The sequence below is a fragment of the Peribacillus muralis genome, assembly GCF_001439925.1.
GTDB classification, from domain to species: Bacteria; Bacillota; Bacilli; order Bacillales; family DSM-1321; genus Peribacillus; species Peribacillus muralis.
Genome location: NZ_LMBV01000010.1, coordinates 65,906 through 80,904 on the forward strand (window position 1 = coordinate 65,906; position 14,999 = coordinate 80,904).

Sequence of the window (14,999 nt, forward strand, 5' to 3'; positions counted from 1 at the left end):
GACCATTTGATGTCGAACGAAAAGTGGATTGTTAAAGGATTTATAATTTACAATATATTCTGAAAAATGTATACTGAGATTGTTATGGTAAAAATAGGAATGTAAACTAAATTAGTGTTGATGAAGGGGGAACCAACTTGGCAGCAAACGATTCAATTGCTAAGGAAACCGAAGTAGACGCTTCCACAGACTACACCAAAATCGTCCAAACCCAATCATTTCAAGAGCTCCTGAGGAAAAAACGTAATTTCATCGTCCCGTTATCGATCTTTTTCATGGTCTTTTATTTCACTTTACCTATCCTTACTTCCTATTCAAAAGTTCTTAACTCTTATGCTTTTGGGAACATCAGTTGGGCATGGGTTTTTGCCTTTGCACAATTTATCATGACCTGGACCTTATGTATTCTTTATTCCAGGAAAGCGGCACGCTTTGATCTATTAGTTGAAAAAATCGTTAAAGAAGCGAAAGGATAAAGGTGAATTTACAATGAATGTACTTGCTTTTATATTATTTTTAATCATTGTCGGATTAACATTGGTGATTACCTTTTTTGCTTCTAGGCGCACTAAGACGACAGCTGACTTTTATACGGCCGACAGCTCCCTGACTGGTTGGCAGAATGGCTGGGCGATTGCGGGTGATTATATGTCTGCCGCATCCTTTCTCGGGATTGCCGGGATGGTCGCACTCTCTGGATTTGATGGTTTTTTTTACAGCATAGGGTTTCTTGTCGCTTATCTGGTCGTTCTTTATATCGTGGCCGAACCGCTGCGTAACCTTGGCAAGTATACATTGGCGGATATGATCGCCGCCCGTTTCAATGAAAAGAAAGTACGCGGGGTTGCTGCCCTTAACACCATTTCCATTTCAACCTTTTATATGATTGCCCAACTAGTCGGTGCAGGTGCCCTTATAAAACTCTTACTTGGAATTGATTATCTATACTCCGTCATCATTGTTGGTGTTTTAATGACCGTCTACGTCGTTTTTGGCGGTATGACGGCCACCAGCTGGGTCCAGATCGTTAAGGCCGTTTTATTGATGGCGGGAACCTTCATCATCTCCTTCATCGTTTTGGCGAAATTCGACTTTAGCGTGATCGAGATGTTCAAGCAGATGAAAACAGCCACTCCTTTAGGCGGGGATTTCCTCAATCCGGGTAATAAATTCAAGGATCCTTTGGATACTTTATCCCTTAATTTAGCACTTGTACTCGGTACAGCTGGACTTCCTCACATTCTCATCCGTTTCTTTACGGTTAAAGACGCCATTACAGCGAGAAAGTCCGTCGTATATGCCACTTGGATCATCGGCATCTTTTATATCATGACCATTTTCCTTGGATTTGGAGCGGCTGCCTTTGTTGGGTATGACAAAATCATAGCTGCGAATGCTGCGGGCAATATGGCCGCCCCGCTGCTTGCCGAAGCCCTTGGCGGTGACTTCCTATTCGCCTTTGTGTCTGCAGTTGCCTTCGCTACCATACTGGCTGTTGTCGCAGGTCTTGTTCTATCGGCAGCATCTGCCTTTGCCCATGACTTTTATGGCCATATCATCCGCAAAGGCCAGGCCACTGACAAAGAACAAATCGTTGCGGCTCGTTGGGCATCAATCGGGGTATCGATTCTTTCCATCATCCTTGCCTTATTTGCCCAAAACATGAATGTCGCATTCCTTGTCTCCCTTGCCTTTGCAGTCGCTGCCAGTGCCAATCTGCCCATCATCATCTTCACGGTGTTCTGGAAACGCTTTAACACCGCTGGGGCTGTCACCGGGATGATTGTCGGGCTGGCCAGCTCTTTAATTCTTGTTTTCCTAAGCCCCAATGTGTGGTCACCGATAGAGGGAGCGGCCATATTCGTCGGAGAGCCATTATTCCCGCTTGCCAATCCAGGCATCGTCTCGATTCCAATCGGTTTTATCGCCGCCATCGCCGGAACATTGCTGTCCAGCAAGAAAGCCGATGCCAAAAAATATGACGAAATTTTGGTGACGGCCAACACCGGCATGAAAGATTCTTTATAAGTGTAAATCAAAAAAGAGAAAGGAGATCCAGGACTCACCTCCTGATCTCCTTTCTCTTTTGTTTATCTAACCTCTCATTCTTATCTTTCTTCTATTGTACTTGAGTACCAGCTGGTTCATTACTTCCGCAAAGATCAAGCCCATCGCAATGGCACCAGCCAGCATGAAAACCTTAGCCGCCATTTGAACCGCTACATAAAAGTCATTCACGACAAAATGCTTCATTGCATTATATGATAAACCGCCCGGTACGAGGGGGATGATGCCCGATACATTGAATATGGTGATCGGCGTTTTAAACCTTTTAGCAAAATACTGGCTGATGACCGCTACGATAAAGGCAGAGGCCATCGTCGCCATGATGCTGTTTATATCGTTTTCAACCAAGAGATAATATACGATCCATCCTATCATGCCTACTAGACCACATTGAAACAATGAACTTTTCGGTACATTGAAGATGATCCCAAAGGCGGCAGAGGCAATGAAACTTGTTATAAGCTGTGCTAACATCCTTCTTCCTCCCCTTCAATCATAAGAAAACAAAGGCAGCCGATATTCCTGCGCCAATGGCTAAAGCAGTCAACCCTGCATCCGCTCCCTTGGAAAGACCCGAAACTAAATGACCTGCAATGAGATCCCTGGCTGCATTCGTAATTAACAGTCCTGGAACAAGCGGCATCACCGCACCAATGATGATCGTGTCCAAATGACTTCCTACGCCAATATGGACAAAGAAAATGGCGGCCAAGCCTACCACTAAAGAAGCAATGAATTCAGCAAAAAAACGAACTTCCAATAGCCTATGTAAATAAAGCAGACAGGAAAAGCCCATGCCTCCAGCTATACAGGACCAAATGAAGTCAGTCCACTGTCCCTGGAACATGATCAAAAAACAACCGCTCGCTATAAAAGCGGCAAAGATTTGTCCCCATAGCGGATAACCCATTCCAGCCCTTTCAATTTGCTTTAAGCGTGAAAAAGCCTCCGCTGGCGTCATTTCCTTGCTCGAAATGCTCCGGGATATACTGTTCACAAGGGTTACCTTATGTAAGTCAGTAGATCGGTGGGAAACCCGGATCAATTTAGAGGCTGGGTGCATGCCATCGAGCGAAAAAATAATTCCCGTAGGGGTCGAAAAGCTGTGTGAGTCCCCGCATCCGAACGCCGCAGCAATCCTGACCATCGTATCTTCAACCCTTGATGTTTCCGCTCCATTTGAAAGCATGATTTTACCCGCAAGCAAACATACATCTATAATTTCATTGTATTGTATCTGATCATCCATTTTATCCTCTCCATCACTTTCCGTATGAGGTACTCTCATCTTAAGAATCACGAAATTACCCGCTAAATCCACCTCATAATAGCCCAATTCCCGTGAAAAGGATATAAAAATGTTTTCCATATGCTTTTCACATCATGACTTACATGAAGACGATTGTCCTTCGTTCCAGTATTCCCCTTATTGCTTGCTGAAACCAATTAAATGGTTGTAGCTTAGACAAGCCATTCGACAGCACCAATATACTAACGAAGCAGCCGTTTGGTTAATTGTGGTAAAATATTAATTAAGTAGACTTGTTTAACAAGACATTTGATAGGAACGATATTACCATTATTATTTTTTTATTCAGTAATAATAAGCATATGAAAGCAGGTGCTAATTTTCAGCTCCGATTTCAAAGGAGGGAAATATGGAATTACTAGTTGGGATAGCTCTAATACTTATCGTATTTTTTTCTTCAAATATCATTGAAAAAAGATTAAAGAATATAGAAAAACAAAACAATCGTATAATAGAAGTTTTAGAAGAAATTAGAAATCAGAAATAATGGCTCTTTCATTAACAGATCCTCCAATATTGCGTTAGCGTATCGTACTGAATGCCCTTTTCTTCTATCTATAACCGTTGGAAAACACCGTTACCTACCCTATGAAAACAAAAAAAAAAATTCTTTTTAATAATAGTGATCCAAACCCATCCCTCTCTCCGTTTATTAGGTGTAAAGAAAAACGGAGTAAAAAACATGATAAAAGAGGAGAGTGGATAAAATGAGATTCAGTAAAAAATTTATTATTCCTGTATTGGGTGCTTCACTACTAATGCCGACGATGGCAAATGTAAGTGCTGCTGAAATGAAGCCAACAGCCGTTACACCGGCAGCCGATTTACGATCTGACTTGGACTACTTATTATCCGAACACTTCACATTAGCAGTAGCAGCAATGACAACGGCTTACGACGGATCTGAAAACGCAGACGAAGCATTCAAGGCATTGGATCAAAATGCGGTTGATATGGAACCGGCCATTGCATCCATTTATGGAGAAAAAGGCGCTGCTGAGTTTGAGAGAATTTTCAGGGAGCATAACAACTATACAGATGATTTTGTGAAAGCTACAAAGGATAATGACCAAGCTGCGATGGCTGAAGTTGATAAAGAGGTTGAACAATTTGTAAATGAATTTGCGAAATTCTTAAGTACGGCGACTGAAGGTAAACTACCTGAAGCTGCTGCAAAAGAAGCACTTCGCACGCATGAAGACCAAGTAAAAGAGACATTTGAAGACTACGTAGAAGGCGATTATGAAGGTGCTGCAAAAACATATCGTGAAGGCTTCCAACATATGTTTGCCATCAGTAAAGCACTATCCACTTCCATTGTAACGCAAATGCCGGATAAATTTGAAAATACAAAAGCGGATACACCGGCTGCTGATTTACGTTCTACATTGAATAGTCTAGCAGCTGAACACTTTGCTTTAGCAACAATGGGCATGCAAAAGGGCTTCGAGGGTGCTAAGGACTATGACTATATCGGATGGTCTGAAAATGCGAATACAGCTGATTTCAAAGCAGCGATCGGTTCCGTATATGGTGAAGAAGGTGCAGCCCAATTTGAAAAAATTTGGCAAGGTGATCACATCAATGCACAAGCTGAATTCGTAAGTGCACAAATAAAGGATGATAAAGAAGGCGAACAAGCAGCAAAGGAAAAACTCCATAAGTTTGCACAAGAGTTTGGTACATTCTTAGGTGGTGCAACAGAAGAGAATCTGCCAACGAAGGCAGCTCAAGATGCAGTTAAAGCACATGAAGATACAGTGATCAAAACGTTTGAACAATATGTGGAAGGCGATTATGCTGGAAGCTATGACACATACCGTGAAGGATACAAATTAATGTTTGGTGTCGGCCAAGCGCTTGGTGATGCCATTGTAAAGCAAAACCCAGACAAGTTTGCCGGAACAGCAATGCCAACCGATATGCCTAAAACAGGTATGGGCGGTGCATCCGAACAAACAACGAACCCATTAACAATCATTTGGACTGCGTTAGGTTCATTAGCCGCGTTAATGGCAGTAGTGGTCGTACGTAAAAGACAGCTGTCTAAATAAGAAAGATCAAACCTTCCTTACCCTATAGATTAATGAAAAAAAAGAGAGTATTCCCTCTCTTTTTTTTTCAAATTGAGTGATTGAAATGAGGTAATGATATGAATAAGCTAATTCATTTCGCTTGTTTTATCTTAATAGCCATTATTTTAGTAAGTGGAACGATTTATGTGAAACAATTAATGGTTCAAGCATCAGAAACGAAAGAACAGGATTTGAAACAAGTTAAAGAGAAACAAACACAAAAGGAAAATTTAAAAAGTCGTATCACACTTGCAGAAGAATTTACGGTATTGAAGGAGCATAAGACGGAAAAGAAACCGCTCAATAAAAAATTCACTGGCATTATCCCAACAAATGTAACCATTCCTTCCATTGATGTGAATGCTTCAATTGAGCAAGTCGGTTTATTGGAAACCGGTCAAATGGCTGCCCCTTCGACTGAAGACGGTGTCGCTTGGTTTGAACCTGGTTCAAAACCAGGGACGAAAGGAAATGCCGTATTGGCAGGGCATGTAGATAGTAAGTCAGGACCGGCCATTTTTTATCATTTAAAAGACCTCGAAAAAGGCGATGAAATTACGATTAAAGACAAACAAGGAACAACACTCACGTTTGTGGTCAAAAAGAAGCAAAGCTATCCACGAGACAAAGCCCCTCTTAACGAAATCTTCGGATATAGCAAAGGGCGCCATTTGAATTTAATTACTTGCACGGGTACCTTCGACCGATCAAAAGGCACGCATCAAGAAAGATTGGTCGTATATACAGAGTTAAAAGCAGAAGAAGCGATGCAGCTTGAAGATGAAGCTAAGCTTCCAGTTACACCAACGAATGTAAAAATAAGCGGAAATTTGTTAACATGGCACGCCGTACGTGAAGGAAACATCATTGGTTACCGAATATACAAAAAAGTGCCTGGCAGGACATTCACGCATATTGGCAGCATATCAGAGTATGAGCGTAAGAGCTATGTAGATAAAAACAGCTCCAATGCTCACTACTATGTGACAGCAGTTGATGAATATGGCCTAGAATCAGCTCCGTCCAGCATGGCTAAATGATAAAATGAATCTGCACTTACTGCCTTCAAGGATCGAGTCCGGCATTGCACCGGACCGATCCTTTTAATTTTGTGATCAGCGCTTATTTTAAGGGTTTTTCGCGCCCTCCATACCGTCATCTGTTTCCTTTTGAATAAAGTCATTTACGGTTTTATTAAACAAATCGCTTTCTTCCAGGAAAGGACAATGGCAGCTATTTTCGAAGATCACGAGTTGCGAATCCGTGATGTTATCATGCAAATGCTCCCCGGCAGCTACCGGAATGACTTTTTCTTCCCTTCCAAAACAGAGAAGGGTGGGAACAGTAATATTGGGCAGGAATTCACGATAATCAACGATCGATTGGTCGAATAAGATGCTGCTGGCAATCGATTCAGGCATTTTAGTTACTTCCTCGAGCATCCAGTTTACATCCTCCTCGGATAATTCATTTTTAAACATGGAGGATAGGAACGTTCGTAAAAAAGGGGTGCGATTCGTTTGAATCTCTGTCATGAAGGCTATTAATGTGCCAATATCAAATGCACCTATGTCAAAATCGGGCCATTTAAAATCAGAGGCCAATTCATCAACGATAACCGTGCTATGAACATTTCCCTCGCCAAATTGCTTGAGATAATCCCAGACGATAAAAGCTCCCATCGACCAGCCTACGAGTATAACATCCTTTAGTCCCCGTTTACTAATGAACGCATGAAGATCTTTTGCATAAACCGAAACCGTATTGCCATGATGAACATGATTTGATCTGCCGTGGCTTCTTAAATCAAGTAGAATCGTTTTATATTTCCTTGAAAAGTACGGTAGTTGCTTTGCAAAGAATCGGCTGCTCATCCACACTCCATGAATAAAAATAATTGGTCTCCCTTGACCCTCTTCTTCATAATACAACCGGACTCCTTCTTCAACCTCAAATAGTGCCATTGTACCCCTCCCGAACGTTTTTTCTATAATGCATTCCCTATTATTATTTATTTCGTTTCAGCTATTAACAGACCTTCCTATAAAAAAATATTGTCAAACCGCTTTTTAGAGTTGATAATGAAGTATATTTTTATTGACATCTTCAGCCTGAAAGGACGGAATTTTTCATGAAGAGCTTTTTCAAAAACTATCGATCCTCTTTAATCCTTCTCACAGCCATTATTATCGGCGGAATAGCGGGTGTCGTTTTCGGTGAGAAAACCTCGGTCATACAGCCGCTAGGGGACTTATTTCTAAACCTGATGTTCACGATCATCGTGCCGTTAGTGTTTTTCAGCATTGCTTCCGCGATTGCAAATATGAGCGGAATGAATCGTCTTGGCAAGATCATGGGCAGTATTGTTGTCGTTTTCCTGACAACTGCCGCTTTGGCTGCCATCATTGGATTTATTGGGACAACCATCATCAATCCTTTGGAGGGTACAGATACGACAGCCATCAAAGAATTGATGGAAAACAGTTCCTCTGAGGAAAAGATTGAAGAAGTTTCTTTCTTCAGTCAACTCGTCAACACAGTAACCGTGTCCGATTTTCCAGAGCTGTTCTCTAGGAGCAATATGCTCCAGCTTATCGTTTTCTCGGTATTAATTGGACTTTCAACAGCGTTGGTCGGCGAGAAGGCTAGACCGATCACTGAATTTTTGACAGCTGGTACAGCTGTGATGATGAAGGTCGTGAAGATCGTCATGTACTATGCACCAATTGGACTTGGCGCTTATTTTGCGACGATCATCGGGCAGCTCGGGCCGCAGATTTTAGAAGGCTATGCCCGTACCTTCATTCTTTATCTCGTCTTAGCCTTGATTTATTATTTCGGCTTCTTCACGTTGTATGCGTTTATCGCAGGAGGGAAAGAAGGCGTTAAACTTTTTTGGAAAAATGCCCTGGCACCCTCCGTTACAGCCATCGCAACTTGTTCCAGTGCCGCGTCCATTCCAGTCAACCTGGAATCAGTCAAGAAAATGGGCGTACCAAAGGATATCGCGGAAACTGTCATCCCACTCGGGGCCAACACTCATAAAGATGGGTCCGTATTTGGCGGGATAATGAAAATCGTTTTCCTATTCACCTTATTCGGTAAGGATATGACCAGCATTTCAAGCATATTGAGCATTCTTGCCGTTGCCTTTTTGGTTGGTGCTGTCATGGGTGCCATTCCTGGAGGAGGGATGATCGGGGAAATGTTGATTCTGAGCGTATTCGGATTCCCGGTTGAAGTGTTGCCGATCATTGCTGTAATATCCACGATAATCGATGCACCTGCTACACTGCTTAACTCAACAGGAAACACGGTTTGTGCCATGCTTGTCACCCGACTCGTCGAGGGCAAGAACTGGTTAAAGCAAGCATTTGTTAAAGAAGATTCCGCCGTTTGATTGAAAAGACGCCTGGTTAACCAGGCGTCTTTTTTTTAGGGGCAAGGAGTTCCTTCCCGATGCATATAGCAGTGAAGGAGGGATTCCGATGCTATTGAAATGGTTGCTTGTGGCCATCCTTATTACGGGACTAGCCTATATGTTCGTCATACCGGAAGAGCCATTGCTTATGAAAATCATCTGTAAAGTGATTCCGATGCTATTGATTTTTGCTTTACGCCAGCAAAACAGGAGAGAAAAGGAATCGATACCAAATTGCGATACTTCTTGGACTATTCATTTGCATACTTGAAGATGGTTTGTTAATTTGGTTTCTTATCGGCCTCTCCGCATTCTTGATCGGACATCTTTTCTATTATTTAAGCGTAATACCTTTTACCAGTTCAAACTTTAACGACTCTTCATGTCCATTATTAAAACCGCTATATAAGTTGGAGGAGTAGTTAGAGACACTAAGTATTTTTAACTCGTAATTGGTTTACTCGTAAATAATAACTATACGGAGGAGAAGACTAATTTGTTGTGCCATCAAATAATTGATTATTAGTAATAAAGTTCTAGCACTATAATAATTAAAATAATTTATGGGTATATTGTAACGTTTAGTAGGTCTATTGTAATGCGGTTTTTTTCTGATATACTCAAATTGAAACGGGAGGTGAATTTTACCATGAATTTAACTTTAAACAAAAGTTCTTTATTTTATGTTACAGGGATGATTTTGGCATTATCGTTTTTAACTGTATCTTTTCCATATTTAGCAGCTAATTTAGGTATTTCTACAGCTGTTGCTGGAAAAATAATTACAGTGATTGATACCTACAGTACTATAGCAACAATTGTAAGCCTAGCTTCTATCATTGTTGGATATGGGGTTATATCAACAGCATTAGTCATAACTGCAAAAAAAGTTATCTCTAAGTATGGTAAAGGCTACGCTACGACTTGGTAAATTAAAAGAGAAAAAACATACTTACTAATAGTATGTTTTTTCTAGGTTTTATAAAATGAAGGAGAATTAGGGATAACAGGTATGATAAAAGCTATATTAAAACTCAAAAAGGAAGAGATTAATGCTGTTTTTGACAGCTTATTAATAGGATCTCCAATTAATAAAATTTTTTTTAAATATATTATGTTTGTACTTCTATTTTTTTTGTTCATTATTTTTATTGTTTTTCCTGAACAACTAATAGTGTTATTTACAACTTTAAATTTATCAATCTTTTCAATAGAAATAAATTTATTATATCTTATTTCAATATTATCCATTCTTAGTGGTAACAAGAACCTTTTATCTGTTTTAAACAATGAAGTTTTTAAATTTTATGGTAATAAATATTTATTTATTTTTTATTATTTAAAAGAGAAGTTTTTTATCTTATTTCTAATACTTATTGTTGAATTATTTATTCTTGAAAGCTTTATTTTCTCTTTTATTTCTTTAAAAAGTTTTTTAATATCAATCATTTCAACCGTGCTTTTTATAATTATTAATACTTTTCACCTTAAATATTCAACTAAGTACTCTTTCGACATTGAAAGATTGAAATTGATGTTATTATTAGTAGTTTTTTCAACCATACTTTTATTAATATCTATAGACTTTTCAATTTTAAAAAGGATTCCAGTTTATTTAATAATTAATATCCCTTTATTTATTTTTGTTGCGAATCTTTTTATATATTCAGAGTTAATTTTTTTAAATCTAAATTATAGACAGTTATTTTTCATGCATAAATATTTAAAAACTTCAATTTTAAAACATTATAAAAATTCAATAATATATAGGAAAACTTGGCCTATATATTTTAGTATGTGTTTTTTAATTGTTCTTTTTTTACTTTTTAACGATTTAGCATATAAAAATATCGGTATATATATTTTAAATTCAATTGTTAGTTTTTTTATCTTATTATTTCTAACTTACAAAATTGTCATTAATGAGTCTTATAAAGGAAAGAAAAACTATGTTATGTATTTTATTTTTATGGAGGTATTCTTTGTTTTTATCGCAATCAATATTTTTTATTTTAGGTGATTTTTATTAAAAAGCTAATAAAAAAAATTAATTTATTATTTATCTTAAACATAATTATCTTCCTTTCTTTTTTTCTTATTTTAGAGGTGGATAAAGAGGATACTAATGTAGTTCCCTACGGACATCAAAATACATTTTTTTTCAATGTATTAATTATTTTCAAAAATAATTTTATGGCAATATTCTTTTACCTTATACCAGTTATTGGTGCCGGCAAATTTTTATTAGATGTTTTTATTACAGTTAGCTCTATAAAGGTCTTTATGCTAAATCATTCTGCTAGTGATTTAATCTTCTTATTTTTACCACATTTTTTCATAGAATTTTACGTTATGTCTATATGGTTATATTTATCTTGGGCATTATTTAATGTTTTTTTTTATAAGTCTTGTGAAGGATACAATAAAAACTATTTCTATTTAATATTATTATCAATTTTGTTGCTTTTTTTCAGTGCAATAATAGAAGTATTAGAAGGGAGTTTCTTTTTTGATTGAGTTAAAAAATATTGACTTTTTTTATAAAGAAAACGAATTTTTATTAGAAAATTACACTTTATTCTTGAATGATAGAACTAAATATTGGCTAAAAGGGAAAAATGGAACTGGGAAAACAACTTTACTAAAAATTATATTAGGTATATTAAAGGTTAAAAATGGATCATGTGTATTGAATTACAATAAAAAGAAAACCTTATTTATTCCATCTACTCCGTTTTATGAACCTTATATGTCTTTGGAAGACTTTTTAACATTTTATTTAAATAAAATGTTAAACATGAATCTAGGTCATAATAGCATTAAGAAATTAATTGTGAAATTGGAATTAGAAAGCAATAAACAAACTTTATGTAAAGATTTATCAAAGGGAACTATACAAAAAATTATAATATCCCCACTTTTTACAGATTTTCAGTGGGACTATTTATTTATGGATGAACCCTTTGAACATTTAGATATGGATACTTGTAATTTATTAAGAAATAAAATAATAAGTCTGAATTCTTTTTTATTAATTATTAATCATAAGGAACACTTATTAGATAATGTTGACTTCGAGAGGATAAATCTATGAAAACCAGTTTTTCTATAAATTTCATTGCATTATTCGCTATACATATCCTAATTTTATTTGAAATAAAAGATTTATTTGATTTTGAATGGAATTTAACTACTTTTATAGTTTCTATATTCGCATTCTTTTTTGTAATGTTAATTTTAATAATTTTTATAAATATATTATTTAATTTTATTCTAACTCACTTCACATCATATAAATTAGACTATGAAGAAAATCAAGGAAAAGTCCTAAATTCAATTTTCTTAGTCAATGAAATCCTGTTCTTATGTTTGTATGTTTTACTGTTATTCGATAAAAATTTATTTTTCACTTTACAAGATTATAAATATATAACGCCTTTTATATTTTCAATTTTGTTTTCGATATTATTAAATTTAAGATTGAAAGATATATTTCTTTTTAATTTTGGAATACTATTGGCAAATGGAATGTTAATGGTATCCCAGAAATTATTTCTTTATATTTTTACTAATTCATTATAATTTACTAGGTTATATCTCCTTTTCCTGGCTTCGATTCGCAACGATTGTGCCGATTGCCGTTTACTCGACAGTGATAGGCCGTGAAATCGTCCTGTCCTTGATTGATACAGGTGAAACTGGCCTCATCATTCCTGTAATCGGTTATGTGACGGTCATCTCCCTCATGGGCTGGACGGCCATTATGAGTGGAAATGCCACCGTGATCACTGGCGGAATCCTGTTTGTGATTTCCGACTCCATCTTAGCTTGGAACAAATTCATCGACGTTATTGCCTTTTCCGGTCCACTGATCATGCTTACCTATTATGCATCCCAGTTTTTCGTCGCTGATAGCATTCGCAGCGTGCCTTCCTTCGGGTTGGCGAACGATCTGAAAAATGACACTCCTATCCAATGAAACAATGATGCTGGTTTTAGTTCCACATGAAACAATAAAAAAGGCAGTCACAGCTCTATTTGTATTAAATTTGGTTTTTCCCTTAAAAACAATAACCATCTATCGACTTATTAGATAGATGGTTGTTTTTAATGACTTATGTTATTTCAAAACATGAAAAATAAATGATTTCGTTTCTGAAGTCGCTTCTTGAAAGACCCAATCACCATAAACTCGGATTTGTGAAAAACCTATATTCTTTAATGAATCATAAATCGCTTCTCGTGGCCGAAACTTTAATCGCATTTTTTGAGAAATTAATACTTCAGTCGTTTGAGGATTTTTAACACTTTCATGAAATGTATAAATGTCTTCAACAAAGCCATCATTTCTGTCCAAATTTCAAGGCGCTCACGAGTCACTGGATGCATGGCCACATCAGGCGTAGAGTCTTTTTCCCATTGTTCCCATACTTGTGCTAATGGGTTGCGCGTATCAAAAATAAAATGTCCTCCAGGTTTTAATGCGCGATAAGCATCTGAAATGACTTGTTCCCAACTTTCATCTGTAAGAAATACTTGTGCGACATTCGCAGTCATAATAACTACATCATAGGCGCTGGTTTGTAAATTCGAGCTATCTCCAACAATCCAAGTAACTTTGTCTGCACCGTTCTTAATTCTTGCCTGTTCAATCGCTTCATCATTTGGGTCAATCGCTGTAATTTGATAGCCTGCTCGTGAAAAATGGGTTGTCAGTCTACCTGTTCCGCAGCCTAAATCAGCTAGTTCTTTACAGTTTAATTTTTTTAAAAGTTCTAAGAAAAACTCATCATCTTTTCCCCAGCCATTAATTTGGTCATATACTAACGGAATTATATGATTACCTTCTCTCTTCATTTCATTGAAATTTTTCAACCCTTGATTTTCTTAATGAAGACCACCTTTAAATAATTGCCTTCCTTATATTCCGAAACTGTTTTAAAATCGGTTGGTAAAGAAAATTCCTCGATAATCTCGTACTTCCCGTTCATTTCCCTGAAGGCTGCATCAATGAAGCTCTTGAACTTTTTCATGTCAAACGTGCTGCAGTTCGTTGATGCGATAATGACCCCATTGTCTTCCGTAATGGCAATGGTATCCTTCAATAGATTCGTATAGTCTTTTCCAGCACTGAAAGTAAACTTCTTCGATTTGGCAAAGCTCGGTGGATCGAGAATGACCATATCAAATTTCAACGCTTTCTTCACTGCATATTTAAAATACTTGAATACGTCCATCACGACTATGTTCTGCGTTTCAGGATCTATTCCGTTCACACTGAACTGTTCAATTGTCTTCGGTAAACTGCGATTTGCCAAATCGACACTCGTTGTTTTTACGGCACCGCCTAACGCAGCAAATACGGAAAAGGCTCCAGTGTAAGAGAACATATTCAATACCGTTTTCCCTTTTGCATATTCATCGCGGATTTTCCGTCTGACATCACGCTGATCGAGGAAAACACCGACCATGGCGCCATCGTTCAAATAAACAGCGAACTGCACACCATTTTCTTTTACGAGAAGCGGAAATGCTGGTTGTTCACCCATGACGAAATCGTCTTCATCGACATATTGACCCTTCGTATCAAAGCGTTTCTTTTGATAAATCGATTTGACCTCGACCGTATCCTGCAATGCCTTGATAATGGTGTCCTTAAACGAATAAATCCCTTTGCTATACCAGCTAATGACATAGTGACCATCATAATGATCGATGATTAAACCGCCGACCCCATCGCCTTCCCCATTAAACAAGCGAAAAGCAGTCGTCTCGGGATTTTCAAAGTAGTTCTTGCGAAATTCTACGGCGGCGCGGATTTTTCCATTAAAGAAGGTTTGATCGATTGTTTCATTCTCGCTTTTGGTCAATACCCAGCCATAGCCTTTGTTTTGTTTCCCATAATACCCTTTTGCTAGAAAACGGTTATTTTCATCGACCAAGCGCATTATTGATCCTTCTTCCTGAAGGACATGAGAGTTGGCGATCGACTCTTTAATAACTAAGGGAAAGCCCTTGCTGATTTTGCTTGCGAATTTAGTCTTCACTTTAATATTTAGTTCTTTTCCCATCTATATCATCCTATCTATGTTAATGCTTATCTCACCATTTTACCCTAATTGCTTTA

At 37.5% G+C, this 14,999-nt stretch carries 17 protein-coding genes; 12 read left to right on the forward strand and 5 right to left on the reverse strand.

Going from position 1 to position 14,999, the window contains the following annotated elements:
• Positions 1 to 137 precede the first annotated feature (137 nt).
• Positions 138 to 476, forward strand: a complete 339-nt coding sequence (locus ASU00_RS13950; RefSeq protein WP_057914084.1) for a DUF485 domain-containing protein — start codon at positions 138 to 140, stop codon at positions 474 to 476.
• Positions 477 to 489: 13 nt separating this feature from the next.
• A complete protein-coding gene (locus ASU00_RS13955) occupies positions 490 to 2,028 on the forward strand; it encodes a solute symporter family protein (RefSeq protein WP_057914085.1) in 1,539 nt (512 codons plus the stop codon).
• Positions 2,029 to 2,094: 66 nt separating this feature from the next.
• Here ASU00_RS13955 and ASU00_RS13960 read toward each other — a convergent pair whose 3' ends face one another.
• Together ASU00_RS13960 and ASU00_RS13965 are read right to left on the reverse strand one after the other, a co-directional pair.
• Positions 2,095 to 2,541, reverse strand: coding sequence for a threonine/serine exporter family protein (locus ASU00_RS13960; RefSeq protein ID WP_057914086.1), 447 nt, complete (start codon positions 2,539 to 2,541; stop codon positions 2,095 to 2,097).
• Positions 2,542 to 2,560: 19 nt separating this feature from the next.
• Positions 2,561 to 3,316: a threonine/serine exporter family protein gene (locus ASU00_RS13965; protein WP_057914155.1), complete on the reverse strand. Its 756-nt coding sequence runs from the start codon at positions 3,314 to 3,316 to the stop codon at positions 2,561 to 2,563.
• 409 nt (positions 3,317 to 3,725) lie between these two features.
• Here ASU00_RS13965 and ASU00_RS25780 point away from each other — a divergent pair, with 409 nt between their 5' ends.
• The 3 genes from ASU00_RS25780 to ASU00_RS13975 all read left to right on the forward strand — a co-directional run bounded on the left by ASU00_RS25780 (position 3,726) and on the right by ASU00_RS13975 (position 6,491).
• Positions 3,726 to 3,863, forward strand: a complete 138-nt coding sequence (locus ASU00_RS25780) for a hypothetical protein (RefSeq protein ID WP_169792913.1) — start codon at positions 3,726 to 3,728, stop codon at positions 3,861 to 3,863.
• Between the two features lie 220 nt (positions 3,864 to 4,083).
• Positions 4,084 to 5,430, forward strand: a complete 1,347-nt coding sequence (locus tag ASU00_RS13970; protein ID WP_057914087.1) for a hypothetical protein — start codon at positions 4,084 to 4,086, stop codon at positions 5,428 to 5,430.
• A 98-nt stretch (positions 5,431 to 5,528) separates the two neighbouring features.
• Positions 5,529 to 6,491, forward strand: a complete 963-nt coding sequence (locus ASU00_RS13975) for a class F sortase (protein ID WP_057914088.1) — start codon at positions 5,529 to 5,531, stop codon at positions 6,489 to 6,491.
• 87 nt (positions 6,492 to 6,578) lie between these two features.
• Here the strand turns inward: ASU00_RS13975 and ASU00_RS13980 are convergent, their stop codons facing one another.
• Complete coding sequence (locus ASU00_RS13980; protein WP_057914089.1) at positions 6,579 to 7,415, reverse strand: alpha/beta fold hydrolase; 837 nt, start codon at positions 7,413 to 7,415, stop codon at positions 6,579 to 6,581.
• Between the two features lie 167 nt (positions 7,416 to 7,582).
• Here ASU00_RS13980 and ASU00_RS13985 point away from each other — a divergent pair, with 167 nt between their 5' ends.
• The 7 genes from ASU00_RS13985 to ASU00_RS14020 all read left to right on the forward strand — a co-directional run bounded on the left by ASU00_RS13985 (position 7,583) and on the right by ASU00_RS14020 (position 12,851).
• Positions 7,583 to 8,851, forward strand: coding sequence for a dicarboxylate/amino acid:cation symporter (locus ASU00_RS13985; RefSeq protein ID WP_057914090.1), 1,269 nt, complete (start codon positions 7,583 to 7,585; stop codon positions 8,849 to 8,851).
• 88 nt (positions 8,852 to 8,939) lie between these two features.
• Positions 8,940 to 9,143: a hypothetical protein gene (locus tag ASU00_RS25680; protein WP_057914091.1), complete on the forward strand. Its 204-nt coding sequence runs from the start codon at positions 8,940 to 8,942 to the stop codon at positions 9,141 to 9,143.
• The gene (locus ASU00_RS26940; RefSeq protein WP_082630323.1) at positions 9,061 to 9,294 is read left to right on the forward strand and encodes a lysoplasmalogenase family protein; all 234 of its coding nucleotides are present in this window, start codon (positions 9,061 to 9,063) and stop codon (positions 9,292 to 9,294) included. Before ASU00_RS25680 ends, ASU00_RS26940 begins: the two co-directional genes overlap by 83 nt.
• A gap of 227 nt (positions 9,295 to 9,521) precedes the next feature.
• A complete protein-coding gene (locus tag ASU00_RS13995; protein ID WP_057914092.1) occupies positions 9,522 to 9,803 on the forward strand; it encodes an uberolysin/carnocyclin family circular bacteriocin in 282 nt (93 codons plus the stop codon).
• A gap of 81 nt (positions 9,804 to 9,884) precedes the next feature.
• Positions 9,885 to 10,892, forward strand: coding sequence for a hypothetical protein (locus ASU00_RS14000; RefSeq protein WP_057914093.1), 1,008 nt, complete (start codon positions 9,885 to 9,887; stop codon positions 10,890 to 10,892).
• A 489-nt stretch (positions 10,893 to 11,381) separates the two neighbouring features.
• On the forward strand, positions 11,382 to 11,966 hold the full coding sequence (locus tag ASU00_RS14010) for an ATP-binding cassette domain-containing protein (protein ID WP_057914095.1): 585 nt from the start codon (positions 11,382 to 11,384) through the stop codon (positions 11,964 to 11,966).
• Between the two features lie 501 nt (positions 11,967 to 12,467).
• On the forward strand, positions 12,468 to 12,851 hold the full coding sequence (locus ASU00_RS14020) for a lysoplasmalogenase family protein (RefSeq protein ID WP_236712735.1): 384 nt from the start codon (positions 12,468 to 12,470) through the stop codon (positions 12,849 to 12,851).
• A gap of 296 nt (positions 12,852 to 13,147) precedes the next feature.
• On the opposite strand, the gene ASU00_RS14025 is transcribed toward ASU00_RS14020, so the two are convergent.
• Entirely contained in the window at positions 13,148 to 13,747 is a 600-nt protein-coding gene (locus ASU00_RS14025) for a class I SAM-dependent methyltransferase (protein WP_236712732.1), read from the reverse strand.
• Entirely contained in the window at positions 13,744 to 14,943 is a 1,200-nt protein-coding gene (locus ASU00_RS14030) for a class I SAM-dependent rRNA methyltransferase (RefSeq protein WP_057914098.1), read from the reverse strand. The genes ASU00_RS14025 and ASU00_RS14030 overlap by 4 nt, the downstream gene beginning before the upstream one ends.
• Between the last annotated feature and the right edge of the window lie 56 nt (positions 14,944 to 14,999).